This is a genomic window from Nostoc sp. CENA543 (assembly GCF_002896875.1).
Taxonomy (GTDB): Bacteria; Cyanobacteriota; Cyanobacteriia; order Cyanobacteriales; family Nostocaceae; genus Trichormus.
The window spans coordinates 4,334,401-4,360,910 of the sequence record NZ_CP023278.1; the positions used below are offsets into that span (position 1 = coordinate 4,334,401).

Below are 26,510 nucleotides of genomic sequence, written 5' to 3' on the forward strand. Positions count from 1 at the left end.
AAGTCCTACTTAAAAGTCATTGACTGCGTAAGTTCAATTAATCATCAAATATAAGTCTTATATAAAACCTGATATTTATTTATGAGTAGAACTGAGCGCATTGCTAAGATTATTGCAAAACGCCAACCGTTGGCGAAAAAAATTACAGAGGTAGAAGAGAATTTAAATTCTATTTCCTATGCACTCCACTACTTAGAAGACTACCGCAATCAGTTATTAGCAACGGTTGAAGATATTAGTATTTCAGGAAAATTGCAAGCCATTGATTTTGCCAAAATCCAATTGAGTCTGGTAGCTGAGTTAGAAGCTTTAAGTAAGCTCAAAGCTCGCTTTTCGCGTAACACTCTTAACATTGGTGTGATTGGACGCGCTAGACAGGGAAAAAGCCGTCTATTACAAAGTTTAACGAAATTGACAGCAGCAGAAATTCCTGATGGGAGTGGTGAACACTGCACGGGAGTTCGCAGCACAATTTACCATAACCCAGCTTTTGAAACCTATGGAGAAGTAACTTTCCATACAGAACGGTCTTTCTTGGATGAAGTGATTGCTCCCTATTATGAACAATTGAAATTGGGTGCTAAACCAATTACATTAGGAGAATTTGCCACTCAACCATTGCCGTCTTTACCTAGTAACTTTGCTGGTGCAGAGGGGGGTGCAAAGTATGAACATCTGCGGGGATATCATAAAAATATTGATAAATATCGTCATCTGTTTCGAGAAATTTCACCACGGCGGATTTCTAGAGATGAAATTAGAGCTTATGTAGCACAAGATAATCTTGAAGGTGAACGTATTTATTTTAATTACGTAGCAGTTAAAGATGTAAAAATTGTTTGTAAATTCCCTAATGATGATGTGGGGCAAATTGCTCTAGTTGATTTACCAGGATTGGGCGATACAGGGATTGGTGATGAAGAAAGAATGGTCAAAACTATTGGTCAAGAAGTTGACGCAGTTCTCTTTGTCAGAATGCCAAAACCTTCTGGTGATTTTTGGGGAGATGTGGATGTCAAACTTTATGATACAGCTCGTTCAGCTTTAACTGATTTGCCGATTGAGCAGTGGTCTTTTATGGTTCTCAACCGCACAGATAGAGGTTCTAACTATGGAGATAATGCTTCTAACTGTGAACGATTGACACAGAGTATTACTGATAAACATATCAAACTTGTAGAATGTATAACGGCAAATTGTGCTGATCCTGATGAAGCCAATAATAAAGTTTTGGATCGTGTGGTTGATTATTTGGCTACTGAAATCACCTCTCTAGATAAAAAATATGCCTCTTCTTGTCAAGAACGACTTGAGCAACTCCAAAGTGCTATTGATGCTGAATTAGATAAAGCTAAAAATGCGTTAGGACAGCCGATACAGTCAGCCGAAACTAGTAGATTTGAAGTTCTATTTAAACAACTTTGGGAACAATTGACGACTGGTCTAGAGATTTTACTGAAAGAATTAAGTAAACAGATAGATAAGCATGATCGTGACTTTAAAGAGGCAGTTGAAGCTGCAATTAAAGCTTGTTATGAAGATACTAAATTACCGTCTTCAATAGAGGGAATTGAAGTTAGACGTAATGTGAGTAATTCTTATGAAACAGCTTATAATGAATATTTAAATGAAATTCGCGCCCATATTTCCAAACATTTTTTAACTTTAGATGAGGGGTTAAAAAATTCTTTGAACCGTGTTAAATCTCAGGTGGCGCAAGTATTGATAGAAAAAGGTAATTTAGGAGGGCTAACTGAGGTAAGAGGGGCTGATTTTGTTCAGGCGATCGCCAAACTATTACCTGATGACCTTATAGGCGATGGACAACCTTGCAGAATCAAATTCGGTTTCCAAATTCTAGCAGAATTCGAGTTATCTTACCGAGGCATGATTCAACACCGCATTCGTAAATGTCTGAATGATTTATCTCCTGATACAAAAACTCTCAAACTCCCACCAAATCCCAATGCTCAACAAGTAATGAGCAATCTCAAAGCACTACACGGGGAAGCAGTTTATCAATGCGAAACAGCCTTAGATGAATTACTGTGTGAGCCTTCCCAAGCGGGTTTTGCCATAGTGGAAGAGTTTCTTGATCGTGTGCTGCGTGCAGACGAAGTTGAAATAGAGTGGCGGATATTTTTGCGGGAAGAACGCGCTGCCATCTGGCCTGATGAATTTGAGTTACTGGGTGAACGTACTAGACTAAGAAGAGAGTGGTTAGAAGCAATAGAAAAAGTCGCGATCGCCAATCAATTAGACTCTATGAAATTTCTCAATTAATTCACTCAGGAAAATACAATGCCATCAGAATTGAAAATTACTATGCTAGGACATAGAGGTGTAGGTAAAACTAGTATTTTAACCGCTATGTATGAGCAGTTTGATACTACTATAGGTGAAGCAGGTCTGCAACTCACACCAGATTTAGAAAGCTCGGCTCTATTATCAAAACGTTTAGGTGAATTAAAAGCTCTATTAAATGATTTTGAAGCAACAGGAGGCTTAGAAGGAACTGAAGGGCATAAATCTTTTAAATTTGGTCTGGGAAAATTGGGAGGTAAACCCAATTTACAATTGAGTTTTCAAGATTTCCCTGGTGAATATCTGCAAAATAATTGTGAATTTGTCAGTAATGTAGTAAAAGAATGTGCAGCAGTTTTAATTGCTATTGACACACCGCCTCTCATGGAAGCAAACGGTAGATGGCATGATTTAATCAATAACCCTAAGCAAATTACTGATTTTTTTAAGATAGCATATGCTGACTTAGAAGAACCAAAACTTGTGCTGTTAGTACCAGTTCGCTGTGAAAAATACGTCCAAAATGAGCAAGATGCAAAAAAGCTAACAGAGCGCATAAAAGACAAATACAGTGGTTTATTACGCTTGTTTAACAGTGAAAATCTACTAACAAAGGTGGCTTGTGTGGTGACACCTGTGCAAACGGTGGGAACTGTATTTTTTTCTCAGATTAAAGAAATTGATGGTAAACCCAATTTTTATTTCCGCAAAATTGATCATCATGCTGAGTACAGTCCCCAAGATAGTGATCAGCCACTACGATATCTTTTACGCTTTGTACTCAAGCTTCATTTAGATACTAAGCGCGGCTGGTTTAATCGCATTCGGCGTTGGCTAGGTTGGGATGAATACTTAAAGGAAGCAGCTCGTAAATCTGCTGAAAAATGTAAGCATACTGGTGGATTTGAAATTTTGCAAGGTCTCGACTTACTGGATATTAAAAAATAGGAGTTGGACATGGAAATTTATGTTTACACTGCTGGTTTTGATCAACAGTACGGCTATTGTTGGCGAAGAATTACAGAGAATAATCAGGAAGAAATCAGTGAACCAGCATTAGTCAGCAAATTTAAAGAACTCCTAGAAACTGAATCTCCCTCTCTACTTTTAGCGCGTGATTATAACCAGTTAATTTTACTAGTCACGGGTATAAAAGCCAGTCAAAGGAAAGATTATCGTGGTCGGACTATTCGTAATTCCGTGGCTTGGATTTTTCCCTACTCTGAAGAAAATGAGCAGAAGTTACAAGAATTAGCGGCTCTTTCATTAAGAGGAGAATTAGATCATAAAATTGATGATGCCATCACACAAGATGATGAATATGGGTTTAAAGTTTCTTTTCAGGAAATAGTCGATATAATTAGTAGTTTAAATAAAAGAGATAGAATTAACACAGCAGAATCTAGTTATATGTTAGCTTACAATTCCCCAGCTAACAGAGATAAACTAGCAACTCTTTTGGAAACAAAAAGTTTGCCTCCTCAAGAAAAAAATGTAGACGTACTAATAGTAGTTACTGGTATTAAAGCAGAGGATACTTTAATCAAATATTTAGTCTGGCGAGGACTATCGAATTTGATTCAATATCAAAGTTTTACTGAATACAATCCACAAGTTACTAATATAGTTAAAAAAAACTCAGGCGGTTCAAGAAAACAAGAAAATAACAGTCAAACGTTAATTTTAATCTTTGCCGGTTTAGGCCTGATGGCAATATTCTTGTGGTTTTTTTTTAGGCTTTTTTCGCCAATTCAAGGTTTAAAAGTAGAATATCCCCCTACGGGTGCTATAGCTGCTATGAGTTTGGGAGGACAACATATTGTTAGTAATACCAATGGGAATTTACTTGTACAGAATCTGACAACTACAAACACTAGTAGTCCTCCTAGAGAAGTAAAACCAACTATTGAAGTCTCATCTCTTGCCGTCAACTCTGACGGTACAGTTATTATTGGTGGTGCTAATGATGGGCAAATATGGTTATGGCAATATGATAATGCTCAGAAGCAATTTCAAGGTAAACCTTTTCTCAAAAAGCATATTGGCAAAGTTTTATCAGTAGCCATTAGTCAAGATGGTAATACTATTGCTAGTAGCGGTGCTGATGGAATGGTGTTTATGTGGAATAGAAAAGGAGAAATTATAGATGAGAAAAAATTAAAATAAATCAAGTTGGTGTTGTAGCGATCGCACCCCCATTATACAGAGGCGATCGCATAATCATTACTTAGTCCGGCGCACGAAGGGTAATAAGTCTTGTAAAATTACCTCATGATAGTGTTCTTGCGGATAGTGACCGACGTTATTGAGTTTAATTACTTCCGCATCAGGTACAGACTTAGCAAAACTTTCGGCTATCTCTATCGGTAGCCAAGGGTCAATCATCCCCCATTGAATTAAAATTGGTTGTTGCCATTGTTGAAAACCAGAGGTAATCTCGCTCATGGCGGTTGGTAGTTGCAGATTACGAATCGTGGTTAATAGCGCGCGTCCCACGGCGGAAGTTTTTAAATAGGGTTTGCGGTACACATCTAAATCTGCATCTCCAATGCGATAGCGACTCCCACCTTCTAAGGTGCGGTCAACTAACAAAGGGTCTTGAGTCATCATATCACCCACAAAAGGCCAACCCATCTGTTGCAGTTTCCAGGGTAATTTTGCATCCAGAGAAATAGGTGTATTTAAAATAGCAATGTTAGCAATTTTTTCGGGATTTCTTAAAGCATATTGCAGACCGACAGAACCTAAAAAACCTTGCACAACTAGCGAAAAACGTTCTAGTTCTAATGCGTCAATAAACCCTGATAAAGCCTTGATGTAAGCATCAGGAGTGTAGGGAAACTCTTGTTTTTCCGGCTTGGCAGAAAATCCAGAACCAATCCAATCTGGTGCGATCGCTCTTGTACCTTGTCCGGCTAATCCTGGTAAAATATTACGCCAACTGTAACTTTGTGATGGGATTCCATGTAATAAGACTACAGGCAATAAATCAGTTTGACCAATTGGCGCAGATTCTCGATAAAACCACTCTAAAGAATCTACTGTTATTTTATTTTCTGTTATCGACACGCTATTTTCCTATCTGTTTTATATGGCAAATCTTACCATTTTGCTGGGTGTATGAAAGCAGAGGGTAGGAGGAGCGAATGTCTACATCATTGCAGATGCTGTAGTAGTGGACTGGCTAGGTTAACCAATTTTAGATTTTGGATTTTGGATTGCAACTCCAGACCCACTCTGCATCGGTATTCCTAGATTGTTGCCTCTTATGCGACAAGGATTTCATACACCGAACAAAACATGAACGTCGCAGGTGATTGGTCAGAACACTCCGCCGAGAAAATCGCCACTCTAGACTATCTCAAAGGCTGTACTTCTTAGTGAGTTAAGAATCTTTACCACAATCGCCTAATTGAGTAAGCATCAACGGAAAATTTTTTATAATCCTCCTGTAAAGGTTGTTTATACGTCAAAATTCAGGATAATACCCAAATACGCATGTAAAAAACAAGTTTTCCGTATCTTCAGACAGAAGTTCGTTGTAATGATTGATATGTACTGATGCCGCGTGTTAATCCAGAAAACCTTGATCTCATCTTCTTGGAAGAAACTGTTTGGGTTTTAGTTGGGGAGGTTGATTTACCAAGTTATGATTTTTCCCTTTCCCAGTTCTTTGCTTGTCGTCGTCCTTGGCTTCGACCTGAGCCAATTGCAGCGATCGGGCGATTTGGAGCAGCGACCAATTATGATGAGATTTATCACCAACTGGCAGCAGACGAAATCTTTCTGATTCACTCACCAGAACAGCATCTTCTTGCCAGCGAGTTGCCGCGTTGGTATCCTTTGCTAGAAGGGTTAACACCCAAGAGCCTTTGGTTTTCAGAGCCTCCTGATATCGCTATTGTTGAACAAGCGATTGGGCTACCGCTATTTCTCAAAGGTAGTCGTCAAACCAGTCGTCATCAAGCAGCACTTTCAATCATTCGTTCGGCTGAAGATTACTATCGAGCAATTCAGATTTACCAGGAAGACCCCATTTTGCGGTGGCAAGACCTCGTTTGTCGTGAGTTTGTCCAACTACGCCCCGTTCCATCAGAACCAACTGCAAAAATTCCTGCATCTTTTGAGTTTCGCTCGTTCTGGTGGCGAGGTCAGTGTGTGGGTGCAGGGCAATACTGGTCAACCTCATATCATTGGAACTCGGATGAGGAGAGAGCCGCCTTAGCGATCGCTCAAGCAGCAGCAATGCGGCTCAACTTACCATTTGTTGTAATTGACGTTGCCCAAACTATTACCGGAGAGTGGATTGTGATTGAATGCAATGATGCCCAAGAAAGCGGATATACTGCTATTTCTCCTTTTGCCCTGTGGCAAAATCTGATTAATGAGGAGCGAAAATTTTCAGAGTTGCACCGTGATGTATAGGAATCCAACTTGATTCTTGGGCATTGTATAAATGCGGGATGAACTGAGGCTTATTGTGCAACGCAGAATATTGATTCTTTTGTTAGCGGGGCGGGGCGTAGCCCGACAAAAATCATCCCACTAATCAGCAATGCTTTGATATGTAAACAATTAATTTTGCCAGCCGGGATCATGCTGGTTTTGGGTTCTCCGGTCTTGGTAAAACTGCTGTAGTTACTTAGATACAAGGGATTTCATGCACGCATTGACTATTCAGTGCAGTGTTTAGTCGCTGCTGAGTTGAGAAATAAATTCTGCCTTGTCTACCTTGTACCTTGATTTTAGATAAATATCTATGATATCGTTAGACCGTTATAATTAAACTACAGTTACTTGATAGACTAACAGTAGTTTATAAATACATAGTGTGCATCGAACGGGAATTAGCCCTTATGCCGAACGATTGGTATGAATGGCACGACCTCTATAACACTGAGCCAAAGTTGCAGCAGCGTCTAGAAATCGTGCGGGAATATATTGCTTATAGCTTGAATGCTTCCCCAGATGGAGCTATTCAGATAGTGAGTGTTTGCGCCGGTGATGGACGAGATTTACTAGGAACTTTACAAAATCACCCCCGCGCGAAGGATGTTTCTGCACGACTAGTTGAAATAAATTCAAATCTAGTTGAACGTGGACAAGCAACTATAGAATCTTTGGGTTTAACCAAGCAAATTGAGTTGATCAATGGTGATGCAACTCTTGCTACTAACTATGTAGGTGCAGTACCCGCAGATATCGTAATTGTGTGCGGCGTTTTCGGCAATCTGGCTGATGAAGGCGAACTCAATCGTTTACTAGATAACCTCAGTTTTCTCAGTAAACCAGGTGCGTTTGTCATCTGGACTCGCGGACACTCTAACGGTTTTCCCTACTCTGACAATGTACGGAAAATTTTGTCTGCATCTGGATTTGAAGAAGTTCAGTTTAAGCTAACTGCTACAGGAGATATGGGAGTAGGTCTTCATCGATACGTTGGTGAAAATTTACCTCAACCCAAAGAACAACAGTTATTTGTGTTTTCCGGCGTTCCTAGTAAAGCGAGGTAAAAATGTCTATTCAAAACACAATATCGAGTTGGGATGAACTTCTACAGACAGCTAGAAACCATACCTCTGCACGTCGAGTAAAAAGGCCAGGACAATCTCCTTCTACTGCACCCATACCTAGCAGTTTCGATAAACTTCCGCCAAATACAGAACCCCCAGTCCTGCTTTACCGAGATACTAATTCTTGGTGTCCTTTCTGTGAGCGAGTTTGGTTTGCGCTGGAAGAAAAGGAAATTCCTTTTGCTACAGAGTTTATTGATTTAAGTAATAAACCCAAATGGTACACTGACCTAGTTCCTACTACCCTTGTACCGGCTGCTAAAATTGAGGGAAATTTAGTATACGAATCTAAAGATATTCTCCTAGCTCTAGAAGCAAGGTTTCCCAGTCCTGCATTATTACCGGAAAATCCAGAGGAAAATGCTATTGCTAGGCGTTTGGTTGAAGAATCAGAAACCAATGGTTTTCGGAATCTCGCTTATAAATTCTTGAGAGAAGCACCTATAGATGCTGAAGAGCTAGCAAAATTACAAGCAGAATTTGAAGCTAAATTAGATGAACTTGAGCAAGCTTTATCTGAATATCCCGGCCCCTACTTTGTGAGTACCTTTAGCTTAGTAGATATTATGTATAGTCCCCATCTAGATAGATTGGCGGCTAATTTACCTGTGTATCGGGGATATCATCTCAAAGGAAATCCGCGCTTTCCTCGAATTAATGCTTGGTTTGACGCATTAAATCAACGTCCGGCTTATCATCGGGTGAAGTCGGATAATATTACCAACAATTTGCTGTTACGTCGTCGCTGGGGTGTGGAACCAATTGGAAATCCATTACCATTGGATGCAGTAGATAGCCAAAAAATTCAATATCGTGCCGAAGCTGCCGAAAGATTGAGCGATAATCGAGAAGTTGCGATCGCAGATATTATCAAAAATTCTGGAGTCCAAGCTTTAGCCGCAGATGGTGACTTTACCACAGTTAAAGAATCGGTTGATTTTCATCTCCGCCAACTAGCTGATTATCTCATTCATAGCAATGGCGAAACTTTACCGGGTGGTCGGACGGGTGGTAAAAATAGCATTGTTGATCCTATCTTCGCTGCTGTGGGGGCGATTACATTCGCATATCTGAGAAATCGCATCTGCGCGCCTCGTGATATGAGTGCTGGTGCAGCAACAGCGTTTCGAGCAGCGATAGATAAGTTATTGGCTTCTGTTTATTAAAGGCAGAAGGTAGGGGACAAGGGGGACAAGGTAGACAAGGTAGAATTTATTTCTCAACTCAGCACGGGCTAAACGCCGCGCTACCGCTAACAGCACTCACCACTCTCAAACACTGTTTGACGTAGTTCGGGAAAGACTTTAGAGACTTTATTTAGGAGGTAATCGCCGTAAGTGCCGCGAAACTCATGGACACTAGCTTTATCCCAGCGATCGCTTTGATCATCATTTACTACTGCACCCTTGAGTTCAATGGGTTTGACTTCAACGTTAAAGTTAGGATCAAAGAAGAAAGGAAATGATAGGCGATTAGTTGTTGATAAGTTCTGAACGCGGTGGGGTGTTGAACGATATAGTCCTTGAGTCATACGATCAAGCATATCCCCAATGTTACATACGAATGAACCAGGTATAGGAGGTGCATCTATCCAACCAGACTTTGATTTGATTTGTAATCCACCAATGTTATCTTGTTTGAGTATAGTTAATACTCCATAATCTGTATGCTCCCCAACTCCCCATGCGGATTGAGATGATGAATTAGGGGGATAATTAAAAATCCGAAATAATATCAGGGGATCTTTGGTATAACGCTCTGTAAAGTATGACTTGTCTAAACCCAAACTCAGAGCAATACCAGCCATGAGGATATGTCCCAGTTGAGTCATTGATTCTATATACTCAAGTACCGTTTCCCTAAATTCGGGAATATTAGAGGGAAAGAGATTACGACCGTGCATTGGTATACCAGCTTTCACAAGTGGATTGTCTTCTTCTAGTTCTGCACCAAAGTAAATACCTTCTTTTAAATCTGGTTTACCTGATGTCAACTCATTACCAACGGGAAAATATCCTCGCCATGCTCTACCACCAAAGGCCATACGCATTTTCAGCTTAGTTTCTTCATCCTGCGCGAAGAACTGTTGACTGAGATGTTCTAGCTTTTGTTGTAGTTGTTCATCAACTCTATGTCCGACGATGTAGAAAAAACCGTAATTTTGGCACGCTTGTCTAATTTGTTTTGCCACTAAATCAGCAGAGTAATGGGTTGGTAAAATTAACCCACTAATATCGATGATAGGAACTTGTGAAATTGTCATGTTTAGTTTCTCTTAATTTGTCGTCATCTCATAAATATAATTATAATTTTGAGGATGGCGATCGCTGATGTTTGTCAAGTATTAAGCTAAATTTGGTCTTTACATAAAATTGTGAACTTTATTTTAAACAAGGTAAATTAATAGACATACCGTATTAATATCTAAATGGTTCTCCTGTGTTCTCACAAATAAAATATTTCACGGCATAAATAGTATTTATTGAGTAACACTAACTGAACAATAAAAATTTTCAATTCAAGAGTAAAGTTTTCCAAAATATGCAATATAATCAGTTAGGCAACAGTGACCTAAACGTTTCCGAAATTTGCCTTGGCACAATGACTTATGGGCGGCAAAATACTCTAGAAGAAGCCCATCAACAGCTAGATTATGCAATTAATCAAGGAGTTAATTTCATAGATGCGGCTGAAATGTATCCCGTACCACCCAGTGGAGAAACCTACGGCTTAACCGAAAGTTATATTGGGGAATGGTTAAAACATCAACAGCGAGATAAATTAATAGTTGCCACTAAAATTGCGGGGCCTGGTCGTGGGTTTAAATGGTTGCGTGGTGGTGCAGAAGGACTTGACCGAAACAATATCAAACAAGCAATAGATGATAGTCTTACAAGGTTACAAACAGACTATATTGATTTATATCAAATCCATTGGCCCGACCGCTATGTCCCTCGTTTTGGTCAAACCGTCTTTGACCCCACACAGGTCAAAACAACAGTTCCTATCACCGAACAACTGGAAGTTTTTGCTGATGTCATTAAAGCAGGTAAAATTCGCTATGTCGGACTAAGTAATGAAACCCCTTGGGGAGTTGTACAATTTAGTCAAGCAGCAAAAAAATTAGGATTACCTAAAGTTGTTTCCATCCAAAACGCTTACAACTTACTCAACCGAGTTTTTGATGGCGCACTAGCAGAGGCAGTTTATTACGAAAACATTCCTTTACTAGCTTATAGCCCTTTAGGATTTGGTTATTTAACTGGTAAATACCTCAACGGTAAACCAGAGAAAACAAGAGTGACTTTGTTTGAAAACTTTGGTCAGCGTTATTTAAAACCCAATGTACAGGAAGCTGTAGCAGCTTATGTAGAAATAGCTAAACGTCATCAATTAAGTCCAGCACAATTAGCTATAGCCTTCGTGCGGAGTCGCTGGTTTGTTGCTAGTACAATTATTGGTGCTACCACACTAGAACAACTCAAAGAAAATATAGACAGCATTAATGTCGTTCTTGATAAAAATATCTTGGCAGAAATAGACGCAGTGCATACTCGATATCCAAATCCTGCACCATAAAAGTTCTGAGTGCTGGGTGCTGAGTTTTCAGTGAAGAGTTAGTTGAAAAGAAAAGTCGGTTGGGTTAAGTGTAGCTTAATCCAACAAAGTAATATCAATTTTAGGTTTAAAAACAGTTTTTAGTTCCCATATCAACTTATAAACTATGACGATCGCAACAGCATCAGTTGACCAAAATACTATTCGTCGCCGTGGTACTGGTTTAAGAGCATATAATCCTGACAAAGTGTTTAAAGGATTTACACTTTTTACCCCACTTACAAGTAATGGAGAAGTCTATCTCCTGAATCTGGAAGGGGATATTGTACATCAATGGAATCTACCCTATCCACCAGGTTTGTATGGCTATCTCTTACCCAACGGCAACCTTTTTTATAATGGTAAAACACCAGAAATTCCGCCACGTTTTCCTTTGTGGGGTGCATTTAAAGGTGGCGTTGTTTTAGAGGTAGATCCCCAGGGAAAGATTATTTGGGAGTATAAGCATCCAGATCATCATCACGATGGACGCAGACTTCGCAACGGCAACACTATTTTATTAGCTATTGAGAAGATACCTCAATCTTTGATTCCTCGCATCAAAGGTGGCGTACCTGGAACAGAAGCAGACGGTGATATCTATGCTGATGTGCTTTACGAAGTTACACCTGGCGGTGAAATTGTCTGGACTTGGCACGCTTACGAACATTTAGATCCAGATATTTTTACTATTACACCCCAAGACCAAAGACACGAATGGACACACGGTAATACTGTCGGTGAACTCGCTGACGGCAATATTATAGTCAGCTTCCGCAACATTTCTACTGTCGCAATTATCGATCGCAATACAGGAGAAATTATCTGGACGCTGGGAGATGATGTCCTAGCACAGCAGCACTTTCCTAACGAATTAGCTAACGGTAATATTCTGATTTTTGACAATGGCACACATCGTCGTCACACTGCACTCAATTATTCTCGTGTGATAGAAGTTAACCGTCAAACTAAAGAGATAGTTTGGGAGTATGCTGATAACCCACCCCACAACTTCTTCAGTTCCTATATATCCGGCGCACAACGTCTAGCGAATGGTAATACTTTAATTACAGAAGGTGCTTTCGGTCGGATATTTGAGGTGACAGTTAATGGTGAGATTGTCTGGGAATATGTCAATCCCCACTTTGCCGTGCGGAATATCCCTGGTGATAACTCAGCCGTAGCTCGTGGGGAACAAAATTCCGTCTTCCGTGCTTTTCGTTATGCGCCAGAAGAAGTTCCTTGGCTTTAGTTGGGGACTGGGGACTGGGGATAAGGTAGACAAGGCAGAATTGATTTCTCAATTCAGCACTGGCTAAACGCCGCGCTACCGCTAACAGCACTTACCACTCAGCACTCATTACTCAGCACTCACCACTCAGCACCGGCTAAACGCCGCGCTACCGCTAACATTACTCAGCACTCACCACTCAGCACTATTAATCAAGAGGAATATCAATATGTCCGACATTCAGATATATAGCGCAGTCGTTTGTCCTTATGCTCACCGTTCGCGCTTGGTATTGCAAGAAAAAGGTATCGACTTTGATTTAATTGAAATTAACTTGCAAAACAAACCAGAGGGATTTACAGATATTTCTCCCTATGGAAAAGTGCCGGCAATTGTACATGGTGAGCATAGAGTCTGGGAATCGGCGGTAATTAACGAATATCTTGATGAAGTATTTCCAAATCCGCCGCTTTTACCTAGTAGTGCTATTGCTAAAGCTCAGGCTCGTATCTGGATTGATTTTGCTAATACTCGATTTGTTCCGGCTTTTTCTACTCTCTTGCGTAGTCCAGAAGTTGCACAACAAGAAGCTGCTAAACAAGAACTATACAAACATCTGGAATTTATCGAACATGAAGGTTTAAGAAAGTTATCAGGAGATGGCCCTTACTGGTTTGGTGAATCTATTAGTCTGGTAGATTTCACCTTTTATCCCTGGTTTGAGCGTTGGCCTGCACTGAAGCATTATCGAGGTTTTGGTATACCAGAAGAATTTACTCGTTTGCGTCAGTGGAAAAAAGCTCTGAAACAACGTGATTCAGTCTTAGCGATCGCTAACAGTAAAGAGTTCTACATAGAACGATATGCTAGATTTGCTACTCCTGTAGCTGTGTAATACAAGTTTTTCTGTTCAACAATAACAGGAATTAAATCTTGGGAATTGGGCAAACTATACCTCGTGTCGCAGATGCTCATAACTTTCACCATTTTTCCTCAATTCCCATTTCCTTATCCCCATTCACCACAAAGGAAAAATAATTACAAATTGCTTAATCTTGGCAATTTTTTACTATCTCAATAACGCCCATATGCTTCAGCCATAAGTTTTGCCACAGTAAACCTCTAATCGGTCATATAAGGTGGGTAAACCACCTTATTTTTTCTAATTAAACTTGATCCTCTTCAACAGCTTGGTAATGGCAAATGAATCAATTGATAAAAACTTTAAAACTTCAAATTAAATCATGGCAACGTCAACCTATTACTCGTCGTCATGCCTTATTTGCTTTTGGTTATAGCTTAGTATTATCTACCACAATATTTAGTTGCAGTAGTCCACAAAATAATACTCAGCAGCAAGCAGATGTACCAAAATCAGATGTTGCGAATCAAACTAATACTAATAATATTAATAAAGTAGTCAGAATCGTCCGTTCTAAACAACTGACAGCATTAGCAGTTCTAGAACAAAAACGCATATTAGAACAAAGATTAGAACCTTTAGGCTACAAGGTGGAGTGGCCTGAGTTTGCTGCTGGCCCTCAGCAATTAGAAGCCTTAAATACAAACGCGCTGGATATTGCTTCAACAGCAGAATCACCTCCTATTTTTGCCCAAGCCGCCGGGACACCTCTGGTTTATTTAGCGGCTAATTCTTCCGATGGGAAAGCAGTTTCACTTTTAGTTCCTGCTAACTCGACTGCTAAAAGTGTGAAAGATTTAAAAGGAAAAAAAATTGCCTTCCAAAAAGCATCTATTGGTCATTATCTCTTAGTGAGAGCCGTAGAGAGAGAAGGGTTAAAACTCAGTGATATACAGTCCATTTTCTTACCACCTCCAGATGCGAATGTAGCATTTAGCCAGGGAAAAGTTGATGCTTGGTTTATTTGGGAACCATTTGTGACTAGAAATGTTCAGCAGAAGGTAGGGAAAGTATTGACAGATGGTGGTAATGGTTTGCGAGATACTAATAACTTTTTCTCTACAACCCGTAAGTTTTATCAAGAAAATCCTGAAGTCATTAAGATTTTTCTAGAAGAACTGCAAAAAGCTCAGAATTGGTCTAAAAATAATCCTAAAGAACTAGCAACATTACTTGCTCCAATTACTCAACTTGATGCACCTACACTAGAGATTATGCACAGTAAGTATGACTTTACACTCATACCAATTACTGAGCAGATTATTACTAAACAGCAAGAAGTGGCTGATAAGTGGTACACCTTGGGACTGATACCCAAAAAAGTCAATGTTAGAGATGGTTTTTTAACACCAGAACAATATACTGCAATTACTCCTCAAGAAGTTTTAGCTAAAAAATAATATTGGGAGAATTTGCTGTTCACTTGATTCTGAATTGAGCTTTTAACCAAAAATATTTGATAAAAAACCCTGGTTTATTCAACAAACTAGGGTTTTGCATTTATTTCTTGCTAAAATTAGATAATGTATAATTATATCCAGCTTATACATATAATATTATGCAAAAAAATAACATTCCTAAAAATTTGCAAATCACGTCTTATTTATCTCCCAATTGGTTTGAATTTTATCAAGCGATCGCTACTTATTTAAGTCGTTGTTTACAAATAGATTTACACTTACAACAAAGTGAATATGACCCTTTAGTAGACCCCCTATTGTTGCAAGACCAAATAGACCTAGCTTTTATTTGTGGATTACCGCTAATTCGCTACAGTCAAACAGTTCCCAATCAATGGCAAACTCTGGTTGCACCTGTAATGCAATCATCGAGATATCATAATCAGCCCATTTATTATGCAGATGTAATTGTCAATTCCCAGAGTGATATTCATAAGTTTACAGATTTAGCAGACAAAATATTTTGTTATAACGACTCTGGTTCTAATAGCGGTTACAATTTACTTTGTCAGAGATTAACTCAAGAAAAAAGTCCTCAAAATTTCTTTAGCAAAACTCTCCAATCAGGCTCACATCAGCACTCAATTCGCTGGGTAATTGAGGGATTAGCAGATTGTGCTGCAATTGATAGTGTGGTACTCGAACAGGAATTAAAGGATTTTCCCGAACTATCACAGTATTTGCGTGTGGTGGAAGTGTTAGGGCCTTCACCGATGCCACCATTAGCAGCAGCACAACATCTGGGTATATCTTTAACTCAACAAATACAGTTGGCATTACTCCAACCAGATGAGCAACTGCAAAAAGTAATGCAACAATTTGGAGTCAGACGTTTTGCACCAGTGCAATTAGAGGACTATGAAATATTAAATCAAATTTATCGCGATCGCTCTTTTCTCACTTTGTCCTAAAGAATAACGACAACCGTTAGAAACTATGTAAGTAGAATGGTGTAGATAATTCAAGGTTTGTAGTGTACCCCTGCGGGGAAGCAAGCTACGCGCAAGCGTCTCGTAGAGAGGACTAAAGTCCTCTAATAAGGACTGAAGTCCTTACTACGAACTAGATTCCAATCTTTTCACATTACTTCACATAGTTTGTTTTTTTCAAGTCGTTCTACTTAGCCAGTTGATTTTCAAGAAACTGCATAAACCCAACTCTCCTTTTGTACTGTTAATAGAGCATCTTGATAAATCTGCCGAAATAAAACTCGCTGTGCATGACTCCCGCCAATTTCATGCAACCTTGATAAAACCGGCTGTAATTCTGCAATAGTTGTGCGAAAATCGCCCTTGGCGTGAGCAAACATTCCTCTAGCGGCAGGAATTGCTACTTCCAACCAACTCCGACGTAAGAAAGGATTAATACTGAAAGTGTGATGCTGCATACTCACAAGCATTTGATGCACCCAATCATCATGTCCGGCTCTGGTAAGAGCATAGACATAATGCAAATCTTGAAATGGTAAAGCGTGTTCATCAATGCGGCTGTAAAGATAAGGACTGATACCTTGCCAGCGATCGCCCACATTCACACCACGCAACTCTAGCCGCAATAATAATGAAATTGCCCCCACTTGGTCTTTAGGAGATTGTTTATTAGCACGCTGCCAAATGTGCTGATCGTAAAGTTGCAGAACTTTTTGGTAATTTTTTAAATCTAAATAATACAGTGCGATGTGCCACCAGTTGTGGGTGTAGAGCATGGAGTTGCAATTTTCCCAGGTATCTGCAAAATTCTCCATCCAAGCTATCCCCTCATCGACTCTTCCTTGAGTTTCCATCACATGAGCAATAGCATGATGCGCCCAAGCATCATATCGATTTAACGCGATCGCCTGACGTGCTATCTTTTCTGCGGCATTGAGTTGATGACATTGTTCTAAACCAAACGCCACCATACCGTATAAATAATGATTCTCAGGATTGCTTGGTAAAACTTTCTGGGCAATTTTGCATAATTTATCTTTGTTGCCAGTGTAAAAATAGTGATACTGTCCCTGCTGTACGGAAATCAAATCACGAGGAAACTGATCAGTAATTTGTTCATGTAAGGCGATCGCGACATCAATTTCTTGATTTGCCCAAGCTGAAATAGCTTGCACATATAAATATTCTCTTTTAGTAATTTTGGCGCAATTTTGTTGTGCTGTTTGCAGATATGGTAGAGCTTGCTGCCAAGCTTTGCGGTTTTCTTGGGTGAGATAATAAGCCGCCGCATAAGCATGGGCTAATGCACAAGTGGGATCTGCCGCAATTGCTTCTAAAATTGCTGTTTCTGCATCTTTACCATAGGCCAACATCTGATCGCTAAAACGGTTAATGGCGGCGATCGCTTGGGTTGAATCTGTCGTAACTATTAATCCCTGTGCATCTTTAAGCATAATAAACCCCTTGCACCACAATTTTCGAGAAGTGGTAATCACATCTCTCAAACAAAACTCCGGTAAGTTGGTCGGAATAATGTACTTATGGACATGAGTATGTCACACTCACCACAAAACCGCAACCAGTAAAATACTAAAACTCGGTAGACAAACTGTATTTAATTTTGTAAAAGTATTGATTTACCGACATATCTGTGGCATATTCTAAAAGTGAAATAATACGGTAAACCGATAAACTCACCGTAATTAAAATCAGGAAATGTTGTTCTGGCAAAGATATCATGCAGCTACTTTGGTTTATTCCGACTCACGGTGAAGGACGCTATTTAGGTACTGCCATAGGGGGGCGAGTAGTCAACTTTGATTACTGGCGACAGATTGCTCAAGCAGTGGATCACTTAGGTTTTGCTGGAGCATTATTGCCTACAGGACGTTCTTGTGAAGATGCTTGGATTTTGGCATCAACTTTAGTGACGCATACCAAACAGATGAAGTTTTTGGTAGCCATACGTCCAGGTTTGATGTCACCAGGAGTAGCAGCCAGGATGGCGGCAACATTTGATCGCATTTCCGGTGGGAGGTTATTAATTAACGTGGTGACTGGGGGCGATCCAGTAGAATTGGCTGGAGATGGATTGCATCTGTCCCATGACGATCGCTACAAACTCACAGATGAATTTTTAGGAGTGTGGCGAGAAATTGCCGCCGGAGAAACAGCCAATTTCCAAGGAGATTATCTAAATATTCAAGATGGTAAGCTGTTATTTCCCACAGTCCAGAAACCTTATCCACCTTTGTGGTTCGGTGGTTCTTCTCCCATAGCTCAAGAAATTGCTGCCAAACACGTAGATGTGTATTTAACTTGGGGTGAACCACCAGCGCAAGTTGCCCAAAAGATAGCTAATGTACGCCGATTAGCCGCAGAGCAAGAGAGAACATTACGCTTTGGGATTCGTCTCCACGTAATTGTGCGGGAGACGGAAAGCCAAGCTTGGGATGCAGCTAACGACTTAATTCGCTATGTGGATGATGCGGCGATCGCCAAAGCCCAAAAAGCTTACGCACGGATGGATTCCGAAGGACAACGCCGGATGACTACACTACACAACGGCTCTCGCGAAGCCCTAGAGATCAGCCCCAACCTATGGGCGGGAGTTGGTTTAGTGCGTGGTGGTGCGGGAACTGCCTTAGTAGGTGATCCTGATACTGTGGCGCAGAGAATGTTGGAATATCAAGAATTAGGTATCGATACCTTCATCTTCTCCGGCTATCCCCACCTAGAAGAAGCTTACCGAGTAGCAGAATTACTTTTCCCACGTTTGCCCTTACAGCATCAACCAACCTTAGAACCGCAACTATTAAGCCCCTTTGGTGAAGTTGTAGCCAACCAAGAATTCCCCGATCAACTAACCAAAACTCGGACAATTGCCACTGTAGATTAATCCCAGGACATCTTTCATAGCAATTTTGGATTTTGGATTTTGGATTTTGGATTCAAAACCTAGATTCTTAGACTATTCCCGAATCTCGAAACAATACTATTGATCCCAATTCAGTATCACATGACACATATATTAGCGATCGCCGGCAGTCCCTCTCATCCTTCCAGAACTTACGCTATTCTAGAACACGCTGCCAAAACTTTATCACAGCCAGGTATAGATATAGATATCATCTCAGTTCGAGATATACCAGCCGAAGACTTAGCCTATGGACGCTATGATAGTGCTGCATTACAAAAACCCAAAGCTTTAATAGAAAAAGCCAGTGGTATCATTATTGCTACTCCCATTTACAAAGCAGCTTACACAGGTGTCCTGAAAGCATTTTTAGACTTATTACCCCAGAAAGCCTTCGTAGGCAAAGTCATACTACCAATAGCAACAGGTGGGACAATTGCCCATTTATTATCAGTTGAGTATGCCCTAAAACCTGTGTTATCTGAATTAGGCGCACGACATATATTAAGCACAGTATACGCAGTTGATAAGCAAATTCAAATTCTCACTGATGGTAGTGTACAAATTGATGAAGAAATCAACCAAAGATTGCAAGATGTCCTGAAAGAGTTTGCTCTTGCAGTGGATTATTCCCAGAATCAAACTAAACAATTAGCCCACAGTAACTAAATTTACGCGATGTGCAACTTAATTTTTGAAACCCCTCTCCATAGAGCGAAGCTCTTCTCGTAGAGTACCTCTCCCCTCCAAGGAGAAGCCACTGCGTTGGGCGGGTTTCCCGACTTGTTCGCGTAGCGTCTCCCCTTGGGAGAAGCAAGTGGCGTAGAGGCTCTAAATCTTGCTCCCCTTCCCTACAAGGGAAGGGGTTGGGGGTTAGGTTTGAGAGAAAGTTGCACACGGCGTTAAATTTCTCATTGATTCTTTTTTTCTAGCAGATGGGCTATTTCCAACCATCTGCTGTTTTTGCTAAAGTTCTCTAGGATTTGGTCGCCAGCGCAAAACGTAGGCTTCTAAAACGCGTACTCCCCAATCTAGTAAAACACTGATAAATGCCAAAATTACCAATATTGCCCAGGCTTTATCAACGTTTAAAGTTCCCTGTGCTGCCATCAATAGATAACCTAAACCCTGGGTTGAACCAATATATTCAGCTACCAAAGCTCCGACTAAAGCCATACCCAAACTCGTGCGAATCCCAGCTATTACCCAACTCAGAACCGAAGGTAGTACAACCATATGCAACATCTGCCAGCGATTCGCACCCATAACTTGAAAAGCTGCAACTAACTCGCGTTCAATACTTTGGAGTCCCTGATAAGTGGTAAAAAATATAGGGAAAAAAGCGGCTAAAGCAGCTAGCAAGACTTTGGAGAGTAATCCAATCCCAAACCAGACAATAAAGAAGGGAGCTAAAGCAATACGAGGTAAAGAATTAAATATCTGCACATAAGGAAGAGCTATCCTTGCACCTGATGGGGAATAAGCCAGAACAATTCCCAAGCTAATACCGCCAATCATTGCTAAGACTAACCCAGTCATTGCCTCTTGAAAGGTGACAAAAATATGTTGAAATACACTACCGCTAGATAATAAATCCCATACCTCTAGGACGATCGCACTCGGTTTCCCCACCAGTGCAGGTTCAATAAACTGAGGAATATTAAACGCCCCTGTACCGACTTCCCACACCAGCAGAATCACAGCTAGAGGTGTTAGCTGGATTGCTAGTTGGAGTATGCTTTTTCCCCATTTACTTTGAATGTTCTGAGAATCGGAATTTTGGGGTTTTTTCTCACTAGCAGAGAGAGGAGATTGTCCAAGGTTTAAGGTGCGATTGCGGGTAGTTCTCATGTTATCCAATTAACTTTTAAAAAGTGCAAATCCTCGGTCTTGCTGTTGTAATACCTGTGTCGTCAATTCTGACCACATCTCACGCTGAATTTGTTGAAATCTGGGATCTGTACGAATAGCGATCGCGGATCGTTCTTTGGGTAAATCAATCTGAAATTCCTTGACAATTTTGCCAGGACGCGCACTCAATAAAAATACTCGCTCAGAAAGCGCGATCGCTTCATCTAAGTCATGAGTTACTAAGATAAAAGTGCATCCCGTATCACGCCATAATCGCAGAAATTCATCCTGTAACAGAGCGCGTGTTTGAGCATCTAAACTACTCAAAGGCTCATCAAGTAACACTACATCTGGTTCATAAATCAGCGTCCGAATCAGCAACACACGCTGCTGCATTCCTCCCGAAAGTTCTCTGGGAAAACTCTGCTCAAACCCCGACAAACCATATTTTTCTAGCAATGCTAAGGCTTTTTTTCTGCCTTCAGTTTTGGGTAAACCACGAATTTCTAAAGGTGCAGTGACGTTATCTATGACTGTACGCCAGGGTAGTAAAGTTTGCTTTTGAAACAAATAGCCAATTTCTTTAATCCCACTCGTATTAAAACTACCATTCACCTCTGTACCAGGACTAACTAACCCTGCAATCACATTCAGTAATGTACTTTTGCCGCAGCCACTAGGGCCAATTAAGCTGACAAATTCGCCAGCATTAATGCTTAAGCTCACATTCTGTAATGCCTCAATCCGCTTATTCTTACTCCAATAAGCAATACTGAGATTTTGGGTATCAATCATCGGGGTTGACATATTTCAGATTCTCCCTACGCTTTCACAAGAAAATATGTGTTGGGAGTTCTGTTGTCTCCCCTGGTTTTGACTCAGAAATTATCAGGATAGCTAAACTAGGCTCTACGTCCTGCAAACTTATCAAATACACCTTGAGAATAAGGAACTACTTTCTTAATAATTCCCGTATTTACAAATACTCTTTGGTCTGCAAGATATGCTGCTTGACTAATAGAAGCATTGCGAGGAACAGAACGCTTGAGTTCCGTCCGCAGACCTGTGAGAATAGCATCTAAATTAGTACGATCAAAACGTTTACCTACCACTTTCAAGATTTGTTCCGGTGGGGTTTGGTGCATATAAGTGAAAGTCCGATTGACGACTGTAACCAATCTTTTCACGGCTTCCGGCTTTTGGGATGTCACTCTGTCGTGACTGAGCCAAGCACGCGTCATCGCCTCATTAGCTCCAAAATATTTCTTATGCACGTTTGGATCTAAACCATTCAGCAGTTGAAAAACCGTTCCTTCTTTGATTAGTCTGTGTAGGTCAGGCGCACCTGCGATCGCTGCATCCACCTGACGAGTTTTCAACAGTGTATAAGTAGAAGCCGTCGTACTTTGAACATATTCGACATCTTTGTCGCTCAAACCATGTTGACGCAGGTATGTGACAAACACAGCCCAACTCCAAGTACCAATTTCTCCAGCTGAAACCTTTCTTCCCTTCAGGTCATTAACACTCTTAATTTGAGAACGCAAATCAGAACGTACTACTAAGGAAGTATCAACTAGATTACGACGGTTAGCGACAATATTTAGAGGCACTCCTCTGAGCCGCGATAAGTAGACGTGTAAAGGTGCTTGAGCCGCAAAATCAATTTCTCCTGCAATCAACGCATCGCGCATCTTCGCACCACTTTGAAAAGTAATTACTTGAGCATTCAAGCCAGCCGCATCAAAATAACCCAAGTCTTCGGGAATCCAAACGTCAATGGAATTAATCCCGCTTACTGCTCCTAGTTTGACGCTGATAGTTCCTTGGCTAGCAGCAGGCTGAGTGATGCTATCCCAAGCTGTTGTTGCTAGAGCAGTCGTAGCTCCTAAAGACGCATATTTCAAGAATTCTCTACGTGTGTGCATTTGTTTACTCAAGATTGATGCCAATTAGTTTTTATAATTAAAACTTATACTCAGGCATTCTTATGTATTTAGTCGATTTTAGAGAGTCTCATCGTTCCGTGTGCTTAAAAACCCCTTGCCAAAATGCTTTACTACCTCAAAAAAAACGTGGGTTTTCCCTAATTTGGAGCAGCCCACGTTTGTAGGGCGAGAGATGACACAATCAATTGGCTGTAAGAACTCTGTTATCAACTATTTGTTGGAAGGACGCATCAGGTTGAATGAGTCCCCACTTCACCATCCAGTTGTATGTGCGTTGAAAATCAGCTTCAGAGTATGGTGCCGGATCTGAGTAGCGCAGACGGTTACGACGGAAATCTGAAGGTTCAAGTTGGACAATCTCTTCAGATACGTCATCTATAAGATACTTTGTATAGCGGATGGGGTCTGCTTGTAGATCCTTGACAGCTCGACGAATAGCTTTGTTGATAGCCTCGAAGCTCTCTTGATCTACTTCTGAACTAGCAATTTCTAGCCCCACATAGTGAGCCTCAGCAATAATTTTGTAGCCCAGTTTTTCTGCAACCGTAATCCAAGGTTCCATCACTGCAACCGCATCAACCAGTCCATCACGCAAAGCCACAAAGCGGTTGAATTGTTTATTTTGTCCACCACCTTCAATGTGTACGACTTTAATCTCTTCTTGAGGTAAAAAGCCTTCTAGGGTTTGAATAGCAATGTAGTGAGAACCGTGATGGAAGTTGACTCCTACCGGTACATTAGCTAAGTCTTGGGGGATATTATAGGGCGAGTCTGGACGCACAATAATGGCTTGGCTAGCAATCGCAGCTCGTTTAGCGATTACCTGTCCACCACGACAACTATCATATGTGCGACGTACTTGACCCCATTCGCAAGCCCGATAGAGGCTGCTTCGGCCTTGCTCAAACAAAGACGTACCACCAAAAGAACTTACTTGACGATGATCATCAATCAGTGTGATATTGGCAGGGCGATCGCCATAATTCCGTTTAACAAACTCTATCTCTATTCCTAAGTCAGCAAAATAGCCTTGGTCACGAGCTACATAGTAGGGAAGTGAGAAGACTGTCCCACTAATCTCAGTAGTAATTTTCTTGAGTGCCAGATTGGTGTTACTCAAGGTCTATCTCCTTATTTGTATAAGCAAGTTTTATTCTCCGGTAAATACTAGTATTTAGTCAAGATTAAAAATATTTTTTTACACTCTTACAGAGAATGATGGCTCTGAGCTAAAGTGTGACATCAGAGAGGGTTTTTAAACCTAAAGATTGTCGAAAGTTAATCACTAGCTGATTAAGAACTGCTGTATCAATTAAAAAAGCATCATGACCATAGCTAGATTGCAACCAGCCCAGTTGAGCATGAGGGATGAAATCTGCGAGTTCTTGTTGTTCTATCGGCGGATAAAGAATGTCAGAATCAATAGCCACAACTAAAGCAGGTTGTTTAATGCTTTGCAAAACAGATTGATAATCTCGACCTTGAGCAATATCATGACTATCCATTGCTTGGGTGAGAGTGATGTAAGTGTTAGCATCAAATCTTTGTACTAGCTTTTGACCATGATGTTGTAAATAGCTAGCGATCGCAAATTGATCAGCCACATCATCATATTGTCGTCCAAAACGGTCTGTAAAGCTGTGCCAAGAACGGTAAGCACTCATCGCCATCATCCGCGCTACCGCAAGTCCTTGGCTGGGTGGCTGTTCTGGTGTGTAGTTACCCCCTTTCCAGTTAGGATCAGCATAGATAGCCTGTCTTTGAGCTTCACTCAAGCCAATACACCAAGCTGAATGTCTACCGGAAGTGGCAATAGGTGCGATCGCTTGTACGATTTCTGGATATAGTAACGCCCACTCTAGTACCTGCATCCCGCCCAGTGAGCCACCAATGACTAACTGTAAAGATTTAATTCCCAGATGTTGAATCAGTACAGCTTGTAAGCGCACCATATCCCGAATCGTAATTGCTGGAAATGATGCACCGTAAGGGATTCCGGTTTGGGGATTGATGCTAGTTGCTCCCGTAGTGCCGTAACAACTGCCCAAAATATTGCTGCATATAATAAAATCGCGATCGCTATCTAGTGCTTTGTTTGCACCCAACAAACCTTCCCACCATTCGTCAGCATCAGCCGAACCAGTTAAAGCATGACAAATCAGCACTCCATTATCACCGGCCGAGTTCAACTTTCCCCAAGTCCGATAAGCGACCTGAACCCCAGTTAAAACTTCGCCTCCTTCTAACTCAAATGGCTTTGGTAAATGATAATACTGAGTTTGTGGTGAAATGAAATGCTGGTAGTTCATGGGGAATGGGGCATGGGGAATAGGGCATGGGGCATAGGGAATTGGGCAGGAATATTCTCTTTTCCGTTACATTCCTACACCCTTCCCGTTCTCTAATAACTAATGACTAATGACTAATCTTTTGAAATGCTTGCTCAAAATCTTCTTTAATATCGTCGATGTGTTCAATTCCCACTGAGACACGCACTAAATCAGGGGTGACACCGGCGGAAAGTTGTTCTGTATCACTGAGTTGTTGATGGGTTGTGGAAGCAGGATGAATGACAAGGGTTTTAGCATCACCTACGTTTGCTAAGTGACTTGCCAATTTCACATGATTAATAAAGGCTTTACCCGCTTCTAGTCCGCCTTTGATGCCAAAATTTAATACGCCACCAAATCCGTGTCTGAGATATTTTTTGGCTCGCTCATGATAGGGGTGATGGGGAAGTCCGGGATAGTTTACCCATGCTACTTGCGGTTGTTGTTCTAGCCACTGGGCTAAGTCTAAGGCGTTGGAGACATGGCGGTCTACACGCAAAGACAGTGTTTCTAATCCTTGCAATAATAAAAATGCGTTAAATGGACTCAATGAGGGGCCGAAATCTCTTAAGCCTTCTACTCTGGCGCGAATAATAAAGGCAATATTCCCGAAGGGACTACCTACACCAAATACCTCTTGAAAATTCAGCCCATGATAACCAGGTGATGGTTCTGTAAATACGGGAAATTTGCCATTACCCCAGTCAAATTTACCAGAATCGACAATTACACCCCCGATAGAAGTGCCGTGACCACCAATCCACTTAGTTGCAGACTCAACTACAATATCTGCACCATATTCAATTGGTCGAGCCAAATAGCCACCAGCCCCAAAGGTATTATCAACAATTAGGGGAATGCCATTTTCATGGGCAATGTGGGCTAAAGCCGCAAAGTCGGGAATATTGAATTGGGGATTGCCAATAGTTTCCACATACAATGCTTTTGTGCGATCATCGATCGCCTGACGAAAAGTTTCTACATCATCGCCTTCGACAAACTTGACATTGATTCCTAAACGTGGTAAAGAAACTTTAAATTGGTTATACGTTCCCCCATATAAAAAACTGGTGGAAACAATATTATCCCCGGCTTGAGCGATCGTGCTGATAGCTAAGAACTGCGCCGCCTGACCACTAGAGGTGGCTAATGCTGCTACACCTCCCTCTAAGGCTGCAATGCGCTTTTCAAATACATCTGTGGTCGGATTCATGATCCGCGTGTAAATGTTGCCAAACTCTTGCAGCGCAAACAACCGCGCCCCATGATCTGCATCATCAAAGACGTAAGAAGTGGTTTGATAAATTGGTACAGCACGGGCATTAGTTCCTACGGCTGGTTCTTGTCCTGCGTGGACTTGCAAAGTTTCAAAGCGATATTTTTCAGACATAAAAAATTACAGACAGGCAATATATACTGCTAAATAAGCATAAGTCTATAGGCTTTA

The 26,510-nt window shown here is 40.9% G+C and carries 23 protein-coding genes; 13 read left to right on the forward strand and 10 right to left on the reverse strand.

Annotated features, from left to right (window positions below; all coding sequences use genetic code 11):
• Positions 1–81 precede the first annotated feature (81 nt).
• From CLI64_RS17865 to CLI64_RS17875, 3 genes are read left to right on the forward strand one after another with little or no spacing between them, the layout of a single operon-like run.
• Positions 82–2,283 carry a hypothetical protein gene (locus tag CLI64_RS17865; protein WP_103138464.1) on the forward strand — a complete coding sequence of 734 codons (2,202 nt, stop codon included), beginning with the start codon at positions 82–84 and terminating at the stop codon, positions 2,281–2,283.
• Positions 2,284–2,301: 18 nt separating this feature from the next.
• Positions 2,302–3,252: a hypothetical protein gene (locus CLI64_RS17870; RefSeq protein WP_103138465.1), complete on the forward strand. Its 951-nt coding sequence runs from the start codon at positions 2,302–2,304 to the stop codon at positions 3,250–3,252.
• Between the two features lie 9 nt (positions 3,253–3,261).
• Positions 3,262–4,470, forward strand: a complete 1,209-nt coding sequence (locus CLI64_RS17875; protein ID WP_103138466.1) for a WD40 repeat domain-containing protein — start codon at positions 3,262–3,264, stop codon at positions 4,468–4,470.
• 57 nt (positions 4,471–4,527) lie between these two features.
• On the opposite strand, the gene CLI64_RS17880 is transcribed toward CLI64_RS17875, so the two are convergent.
• Positions 4,528–5,373 (reverse strand): alpha/beta fold hydrolase, encoded by an 846-nt coding sequence (locus CLI64_RS17880; RefSeq protein WP_103138467.1) that lies wholly within the window; start codon positions 5,371–5,373, stop codon positions 4,528–4,530.
• Between the two features lie 492 nt (positions 5,374–5,865).
• On the opposite strand from CLI64_RS17880, the gene CLI64_RS17890 reads away from it, so the two are divergent.
• The 3 genes from CLI64_RS17890 (at position 5,866) to CLI64_RS17900 (ending at position 9,043) form a co-directional block, all read left to right on the forward strand.
• A complete protein-coding gene (locus CLI64_RS17890) occupies positions 5,866–6,729 on the forward strand; it encodes an ATP-grasp domain-containing protein (RefSeq protein WP_103138468.1) in 864 nt (287 codons plus the stop codon).
• Between the two features lie 431 nt (positions 6,730–7,160).
• Positions 7,161–7,817 (forward strand): class I SAM-dependent methyltransferase family protein, encoded by a 657-nt coding sequence (locus tag CLI64_RS17895; RefSeq protein WP_103138469.1) that lies wholly within the window; start codon positions 7,161–7,163, stop codon positions 7,815–7,817.
• A gap of 2 nt (positions 7,818–7,819) precedes the next feature.
• The gene (locus tag CLI64_RS17900; RefSeq protein WP_103138470.1) at positions 7,820–9,043 is read left to right on the forward strand and encodes a glutathione S-transferase family protein; all 1,224 of its coding nucleotides are present in this window, start codon (positions 7,820–7,822) and stop codon (positions 9,041–9,043) included.
• Positions 9,044–9,129: 86 nt separating this feature from the next.
• Here CLI64_RS17900 and CLI64_RS17905 read toward each other — a convergent pair whose 3' ends face one another.
• Positions 9,130–10,140 (reverse strand): isopenicillin N synthase family oxygenase, encoded by a 1,011-nt coding sequence (locus tag CLI64_RS17905; RefSeq protein ID WP_103138471.1) that lies wholly within the window; start codon positions 10,138–10,140, stop codon positions 9,130–9,132.
• A gap of 278 nt (positions 10,141–10,418) precedes the next feature.
• On the opposite strand from CLI64_RS17905, the gene CLI64_RS17910 reads away from it, so the two are divergent.
• The 5 genes from CLI64_RS17910 (at position 10,419) to CLI64_RS17930 (ending at position 15,998) form a co-directional block, all read left to right on the forward strand.
• Positions 10,419–11,456 carry an NADP(H)-dependent aldo-keto reductase gene (locus tag CLI64_RS17910; protein ID WP_103138472.1) on the forward strand — a complete coding sequence of 346 codons (1,038 nt, stop codon included), beginning with the start codon at positions 10,419–10,421 and terminating at the stop codon, positions 11,454–11,456.
• A 145-nt stretch (positions 11,457–11,601) separates the two neighbouring features.
• On the forward strand, positions 11,602–12,726 hold the full coding sequence (locus tag CLI64_RS17915) for an aryl-sulfate sulfotransferase (RefSeq protein WP_103138473.1): 1,125 nt from the start codon (positions 11,602–11,604) through the stop codon (positions 12,724–12,726).
• Between the two features lie 208 nt (positions 12,727–12,934).
• Positions 12,935–13,600, forward strand: coding sequence for a glutathione S-transferase family protein (locus CLI64_RS17920; RefSeq protein ID WP_103138474.1), 666 nt, complete (start codon positions 12,935–12,937; stop codon positions 13,598–13,600).
• 308 nt (positions 13,601–13,908) lie between these two features.
• Positions 13,909–15,027: an aliphatic sulfonate ABC transporter substrate-binding protein gene (locus CLI64_RS17925; protein WP_103138475.1), complete on the forward strand. Its 1,119-nt coding sequence runs from the start codon at positions 13,909–13,911 to the stop codon at positions 15,025–15,027.
• 158 nt (positions 15,028–15,185) lie between these two features.
• Entirely contained in the window at positions 15,186–15,998 is an 813-nt protein-coding gene (locus tag CLI64_RS17930) for a PhnD/SsuA/transferrin family substrate-binding protein (protein ID WP_103138476.1), read from the forward strand.
• 224 nt (positions 15,999–16,222) lie between these two features.
• Here the strand turns inward: CLI64_RS17930 and CLI64_RS17935 are convergent, their stop codons facing one another.
• Positions 16,223–17,470 carry a tetratricopeptide repeat protein gene (locus tag CLI64_RS17935; RefSeq protein WP_103138477.1) on the reverse strand — a complete coding sequence of 416 codons (1,248 nt, stop codon included), beginning with the start codon at positions 17,468–17,470 and terminating at the stop codon, positions 16,223–16,225.
• 136 nt (positions 17,471–17,606) lie between these two features.
• Positions 17,607–17,756: a hypothetical protein gene (locus CLI64_RS31620; RefSeq protein ID WP_225977382.1), complete on the reverse strand. Its 150-nt coding sequence runs from the start codon at positions 17,754–17,756 to the stop codon at positions 17,607–17,609.
• Between CLI64_RS31620 and ssuD the strand changes: the two genes are divergently transcribed.
• Together ssuD and ssuE are read left to right on the forward strand one after the other, a co-directional pair.
• On the forward strand, positions 17,755–18,915 hold the full coding sequence (gene ssuD / locus CLI64_RS17940; protein WP_103138478.1) for an FMNH2-dependent alkanesulfonate monooxygenase: 1,161 nt from the start codon (positions 17,755–17,757) through the stop codon (positions 18,913–18,915). The two genes, CLI64_RS31620 and ssuD, sit on opposite strands and share 2 nt — an antisense overlap.
• 120 nt (positions 18,916–19,035) lie before the next feature.
• Positions 19,036–19,602, forward strand: a complete 567-nt coding sequence (gene ssuE / locus CLI64_RS17945; RefSeq protein ID WP_103138479.1) for an NADPH-dependent FMN reductase — start codon at positions 19,036–19,038, stop codon at positions 19,600–19,602.
• Positions 19,603–19,899: 297 nt separating this feature from the next.
• Here ssuE and CLI64_RS17950 read toward each other — a convergent pair whose 3' ends face one another.
• The 6 genes from CLI64_RS17950 to CLI64_RS17975 all read right to left on the reverse strand — a co-directional run bounded on the left by CLI64_RS17950 (position 19,900) and on the right by CLI64_RS17975 (position 26,453).
• The gene (locus tag CLI64_RS17950; protein WP_103138480.1) at positions 19,900–20,784 is read right to left on the reverse strand and encodes an ABC transporter permease; all 885 of its coding nucleotides are present in this window, start codon (positions 20,782–20,784) and stop codon (positions 19,900–19,902) included.
• 9 nt (positions 20,785–20,793) lie between these two features.
• Positions 20,794–21,591, reverse strand: a complete 798-nt coding sequence (locus CLI64_RS17955; RefSeq protein ID WP_103138481.1) for an ABC transporter ATP-binding protein — start codon at positions 21,589–21,591, stop codon at positions 20,794–20,796.
• 95 nt (positions 21,592–21,686) lie between these two features.
• Positions 21,687–22,712 (reverse strand): ABC transporter substrate-binding protein, encoded by a 1,026-nt coding sequence (locus CLI64_RS17960; protein WP_103138482.1) that lies wholly within the window; start codon positions 22,710–22,712, stop codon positions 21,687–21,689.
• Positions 22,713–22,914: 202 nt separating this feature from the next.
• Entirely contained in the window at positions 22,915–23,853 is a 939-nt protein-coding gene (locus CLI64_RS17965; RefSeq protein WP_103138483.1) for an ABC transporter substrate-binding protein, read from the reverse strand.
• Positions 23,854–23,962: 109 nt separating this feature from the next.
• Complete coding sequence (gene metX / locus CLI64_RS17970) at positions 23,963–25,042, reverse strand: homoserine O-acetyltransferase (RefSeq protein WP_103138484.1); 1,080 nt, start codon at positions 25,040–25,042, stop codon at positions 23,963–23,965.
• A 106-nt stretch (positions 25,043–25,148) separates the two neighbouring features.
• Positions 25,149–26,453 carry an O-acetylhomoserine aminocarboxypropyltransferase/cysteine synthase family protein gene (locus CLI64_RS17975; protein WP_103138485.1) on the reverse strand — a complete coding sequence of 435 codons (1,305 nt, stop codon included), beginning with the start codon at positions 26,451–26,453 and terminating at the stop codon, positions 25,149–25,151.
• Between the last annotated feature and the right edge of the window lie 57 nt (positions 26,454–26,510).

What these genes read in the sequence shown, in the direction of transcription:
- CLI64_RS17925 (WP_103138475.1), top strand. Translation starts at nt 13,909, where the DNA reads ATGAATCAATTGATAAAAACTTTAAAACTTCAAATTAAATCATGGCAA.
- CLI64_RS17930 (WP_103138476.1), top strand. Translation starts at nt 15,186, where the DNA reads ATGCAAAAAAATAACATTCCTAAAAATTTGCAAATCACGTCTTATTTA.
- CLI64_RS17975 (WP_103138485.1), bottom strand. Translation starts at nt 26,453, where the DNA reads ATGTCTGAAAAATATCGCTTTGAAACTTTGCAAGTCCACGCAGGACAA.
- CLI64_RS31620 (WP_225977382.1), bottom strand. Translation starts at nt 17,756, where the DNA reads ATGATATCTTTGCCAGAACAACATTTCCTGATTTTAATTACGGTGAGT.
- CLI64_RS17900 (WP_103138470.1), top strand. Translation starts at nt 7,820, where the DNA reads ATGTCTATTCAAAACACAATATCGAGTTGGGATGAACTTCTACAGACA.
- CLI64_RS17935 (WP_103138477.1), bottom strand. Translation starts at nt 17,470, where the DNA reads ATGCTTAAAGATGCACAGGGATTAATAGTTACGACAGATTCAACCCAA.
- CLI64_RS17875 (WP_103138466.1), top strand. Translation starts at nt 3,262, where the DNA reads ATGGAAATTTATGTTTACACTGCTGGTTTTGATCAACAGTACGGCTAT.
- ssuE (WP_103138479.1), top strand. Translation starts at nt 19,036, where the DNA reads ATGACACATATATTAGCGATCGCCGGCAGTCCCTCTCATCCTTCCAGA.
- CLI64_RS17895 (WP_103138469.1), top strand. Translation starts at nt 7,161, where the DNA reads ATGCCGAACGATTGGTATGAATGGCACGACCTCTATAACACTGAGCCA.
- CLI64_RS17910 (WP_103138472.1), top strand. Translation starts at nt 10,419, where the DNA reads ATGCAATATAATCAGTTAGGCAACAGTGACCTAAACGTTTCCGAAATT.
- CLI64_RS17865 (WP_103138464.1), top strand. Translation starts at nt 82, where the DNA reads ATGAGTAGAACTGAGCGCATTGCTAAGATTATTGCAAAACGCCAACCG.
- CLI64_RS17920 (WP_103138474.1), top strand. Translation starts at nt 12,935, where the DNA reads ATGTCCGACATTCAGATATATAGCGCAGTCGTTTGTCCTTATGCTCAC.
- CLI64_RS17905 (WP_103138471.1), bottom strand. Translation starts at nt 10,140, where the DNA reads ATGACAATTTCACAAGTTCCTATCATCGATATTAGTGGGTTAATTTTA.
- CLI64_RS17890 (WP_103138468.1), top strand. Translation starts at nt 5,866, where the DNA reads ATGCCGCGTGTTAATCCAGAAAACCTTGATCTCATCTTCTTGGAAGAA.
- CLI64_RS17955 (WP_103138481.1), bottom strand. Translation starts at nt 21,591, where the DNA reads ATGTCAACCCCGATGATTGATACCCAAAATCTCAGTATTGCTTATTGG.
- CLI64_RS17950 (WP_103138480.1), bottom strand. Translation starts at nt 20,784, where the DNA reads ATGAGAACTACCCGCAATCGCACCTTAAACCTTGGACAATCTCCTCTC.
- ssuD (WP_103138478.1), top strand. Translation starts at nt 17,755, where the DNA reads ATGCAGCTACTTTGGTTTATTCCGACTCACGGTGAAGGACGCTATTTA.
- CLI64_RS17960 (WP_103138482.1), bottom strand. Translation starts at nt 22,712, where the DNA reads ATGCACACACGTAGAGAATTCTTGAAATATGCGTCTTTAGGAGCTACG.
- CLI64_RS17915 (WP_103138473.1), top strand. Translation starts at nt 11,602, where the DNA reads ATGACGATCGCAACAGCATCAGTTGACCAAAATACTATTCGTCGCCGT.
- CLI64_RS17870 (WP_103138465.1), top strand. Translation starts at nt 2,302, where the DNA reads ATGCCATCAGAATTGAAAATTACTATGCTAGGACATAGAGGTGTAGGT.
- metX (WP_103138484.1), bottom strand. Translation starts at nt 25,042, where the DNA reads ATGAACTACCAGCATTTCATTTCACCACAAACTCAGTATTATCATTTA.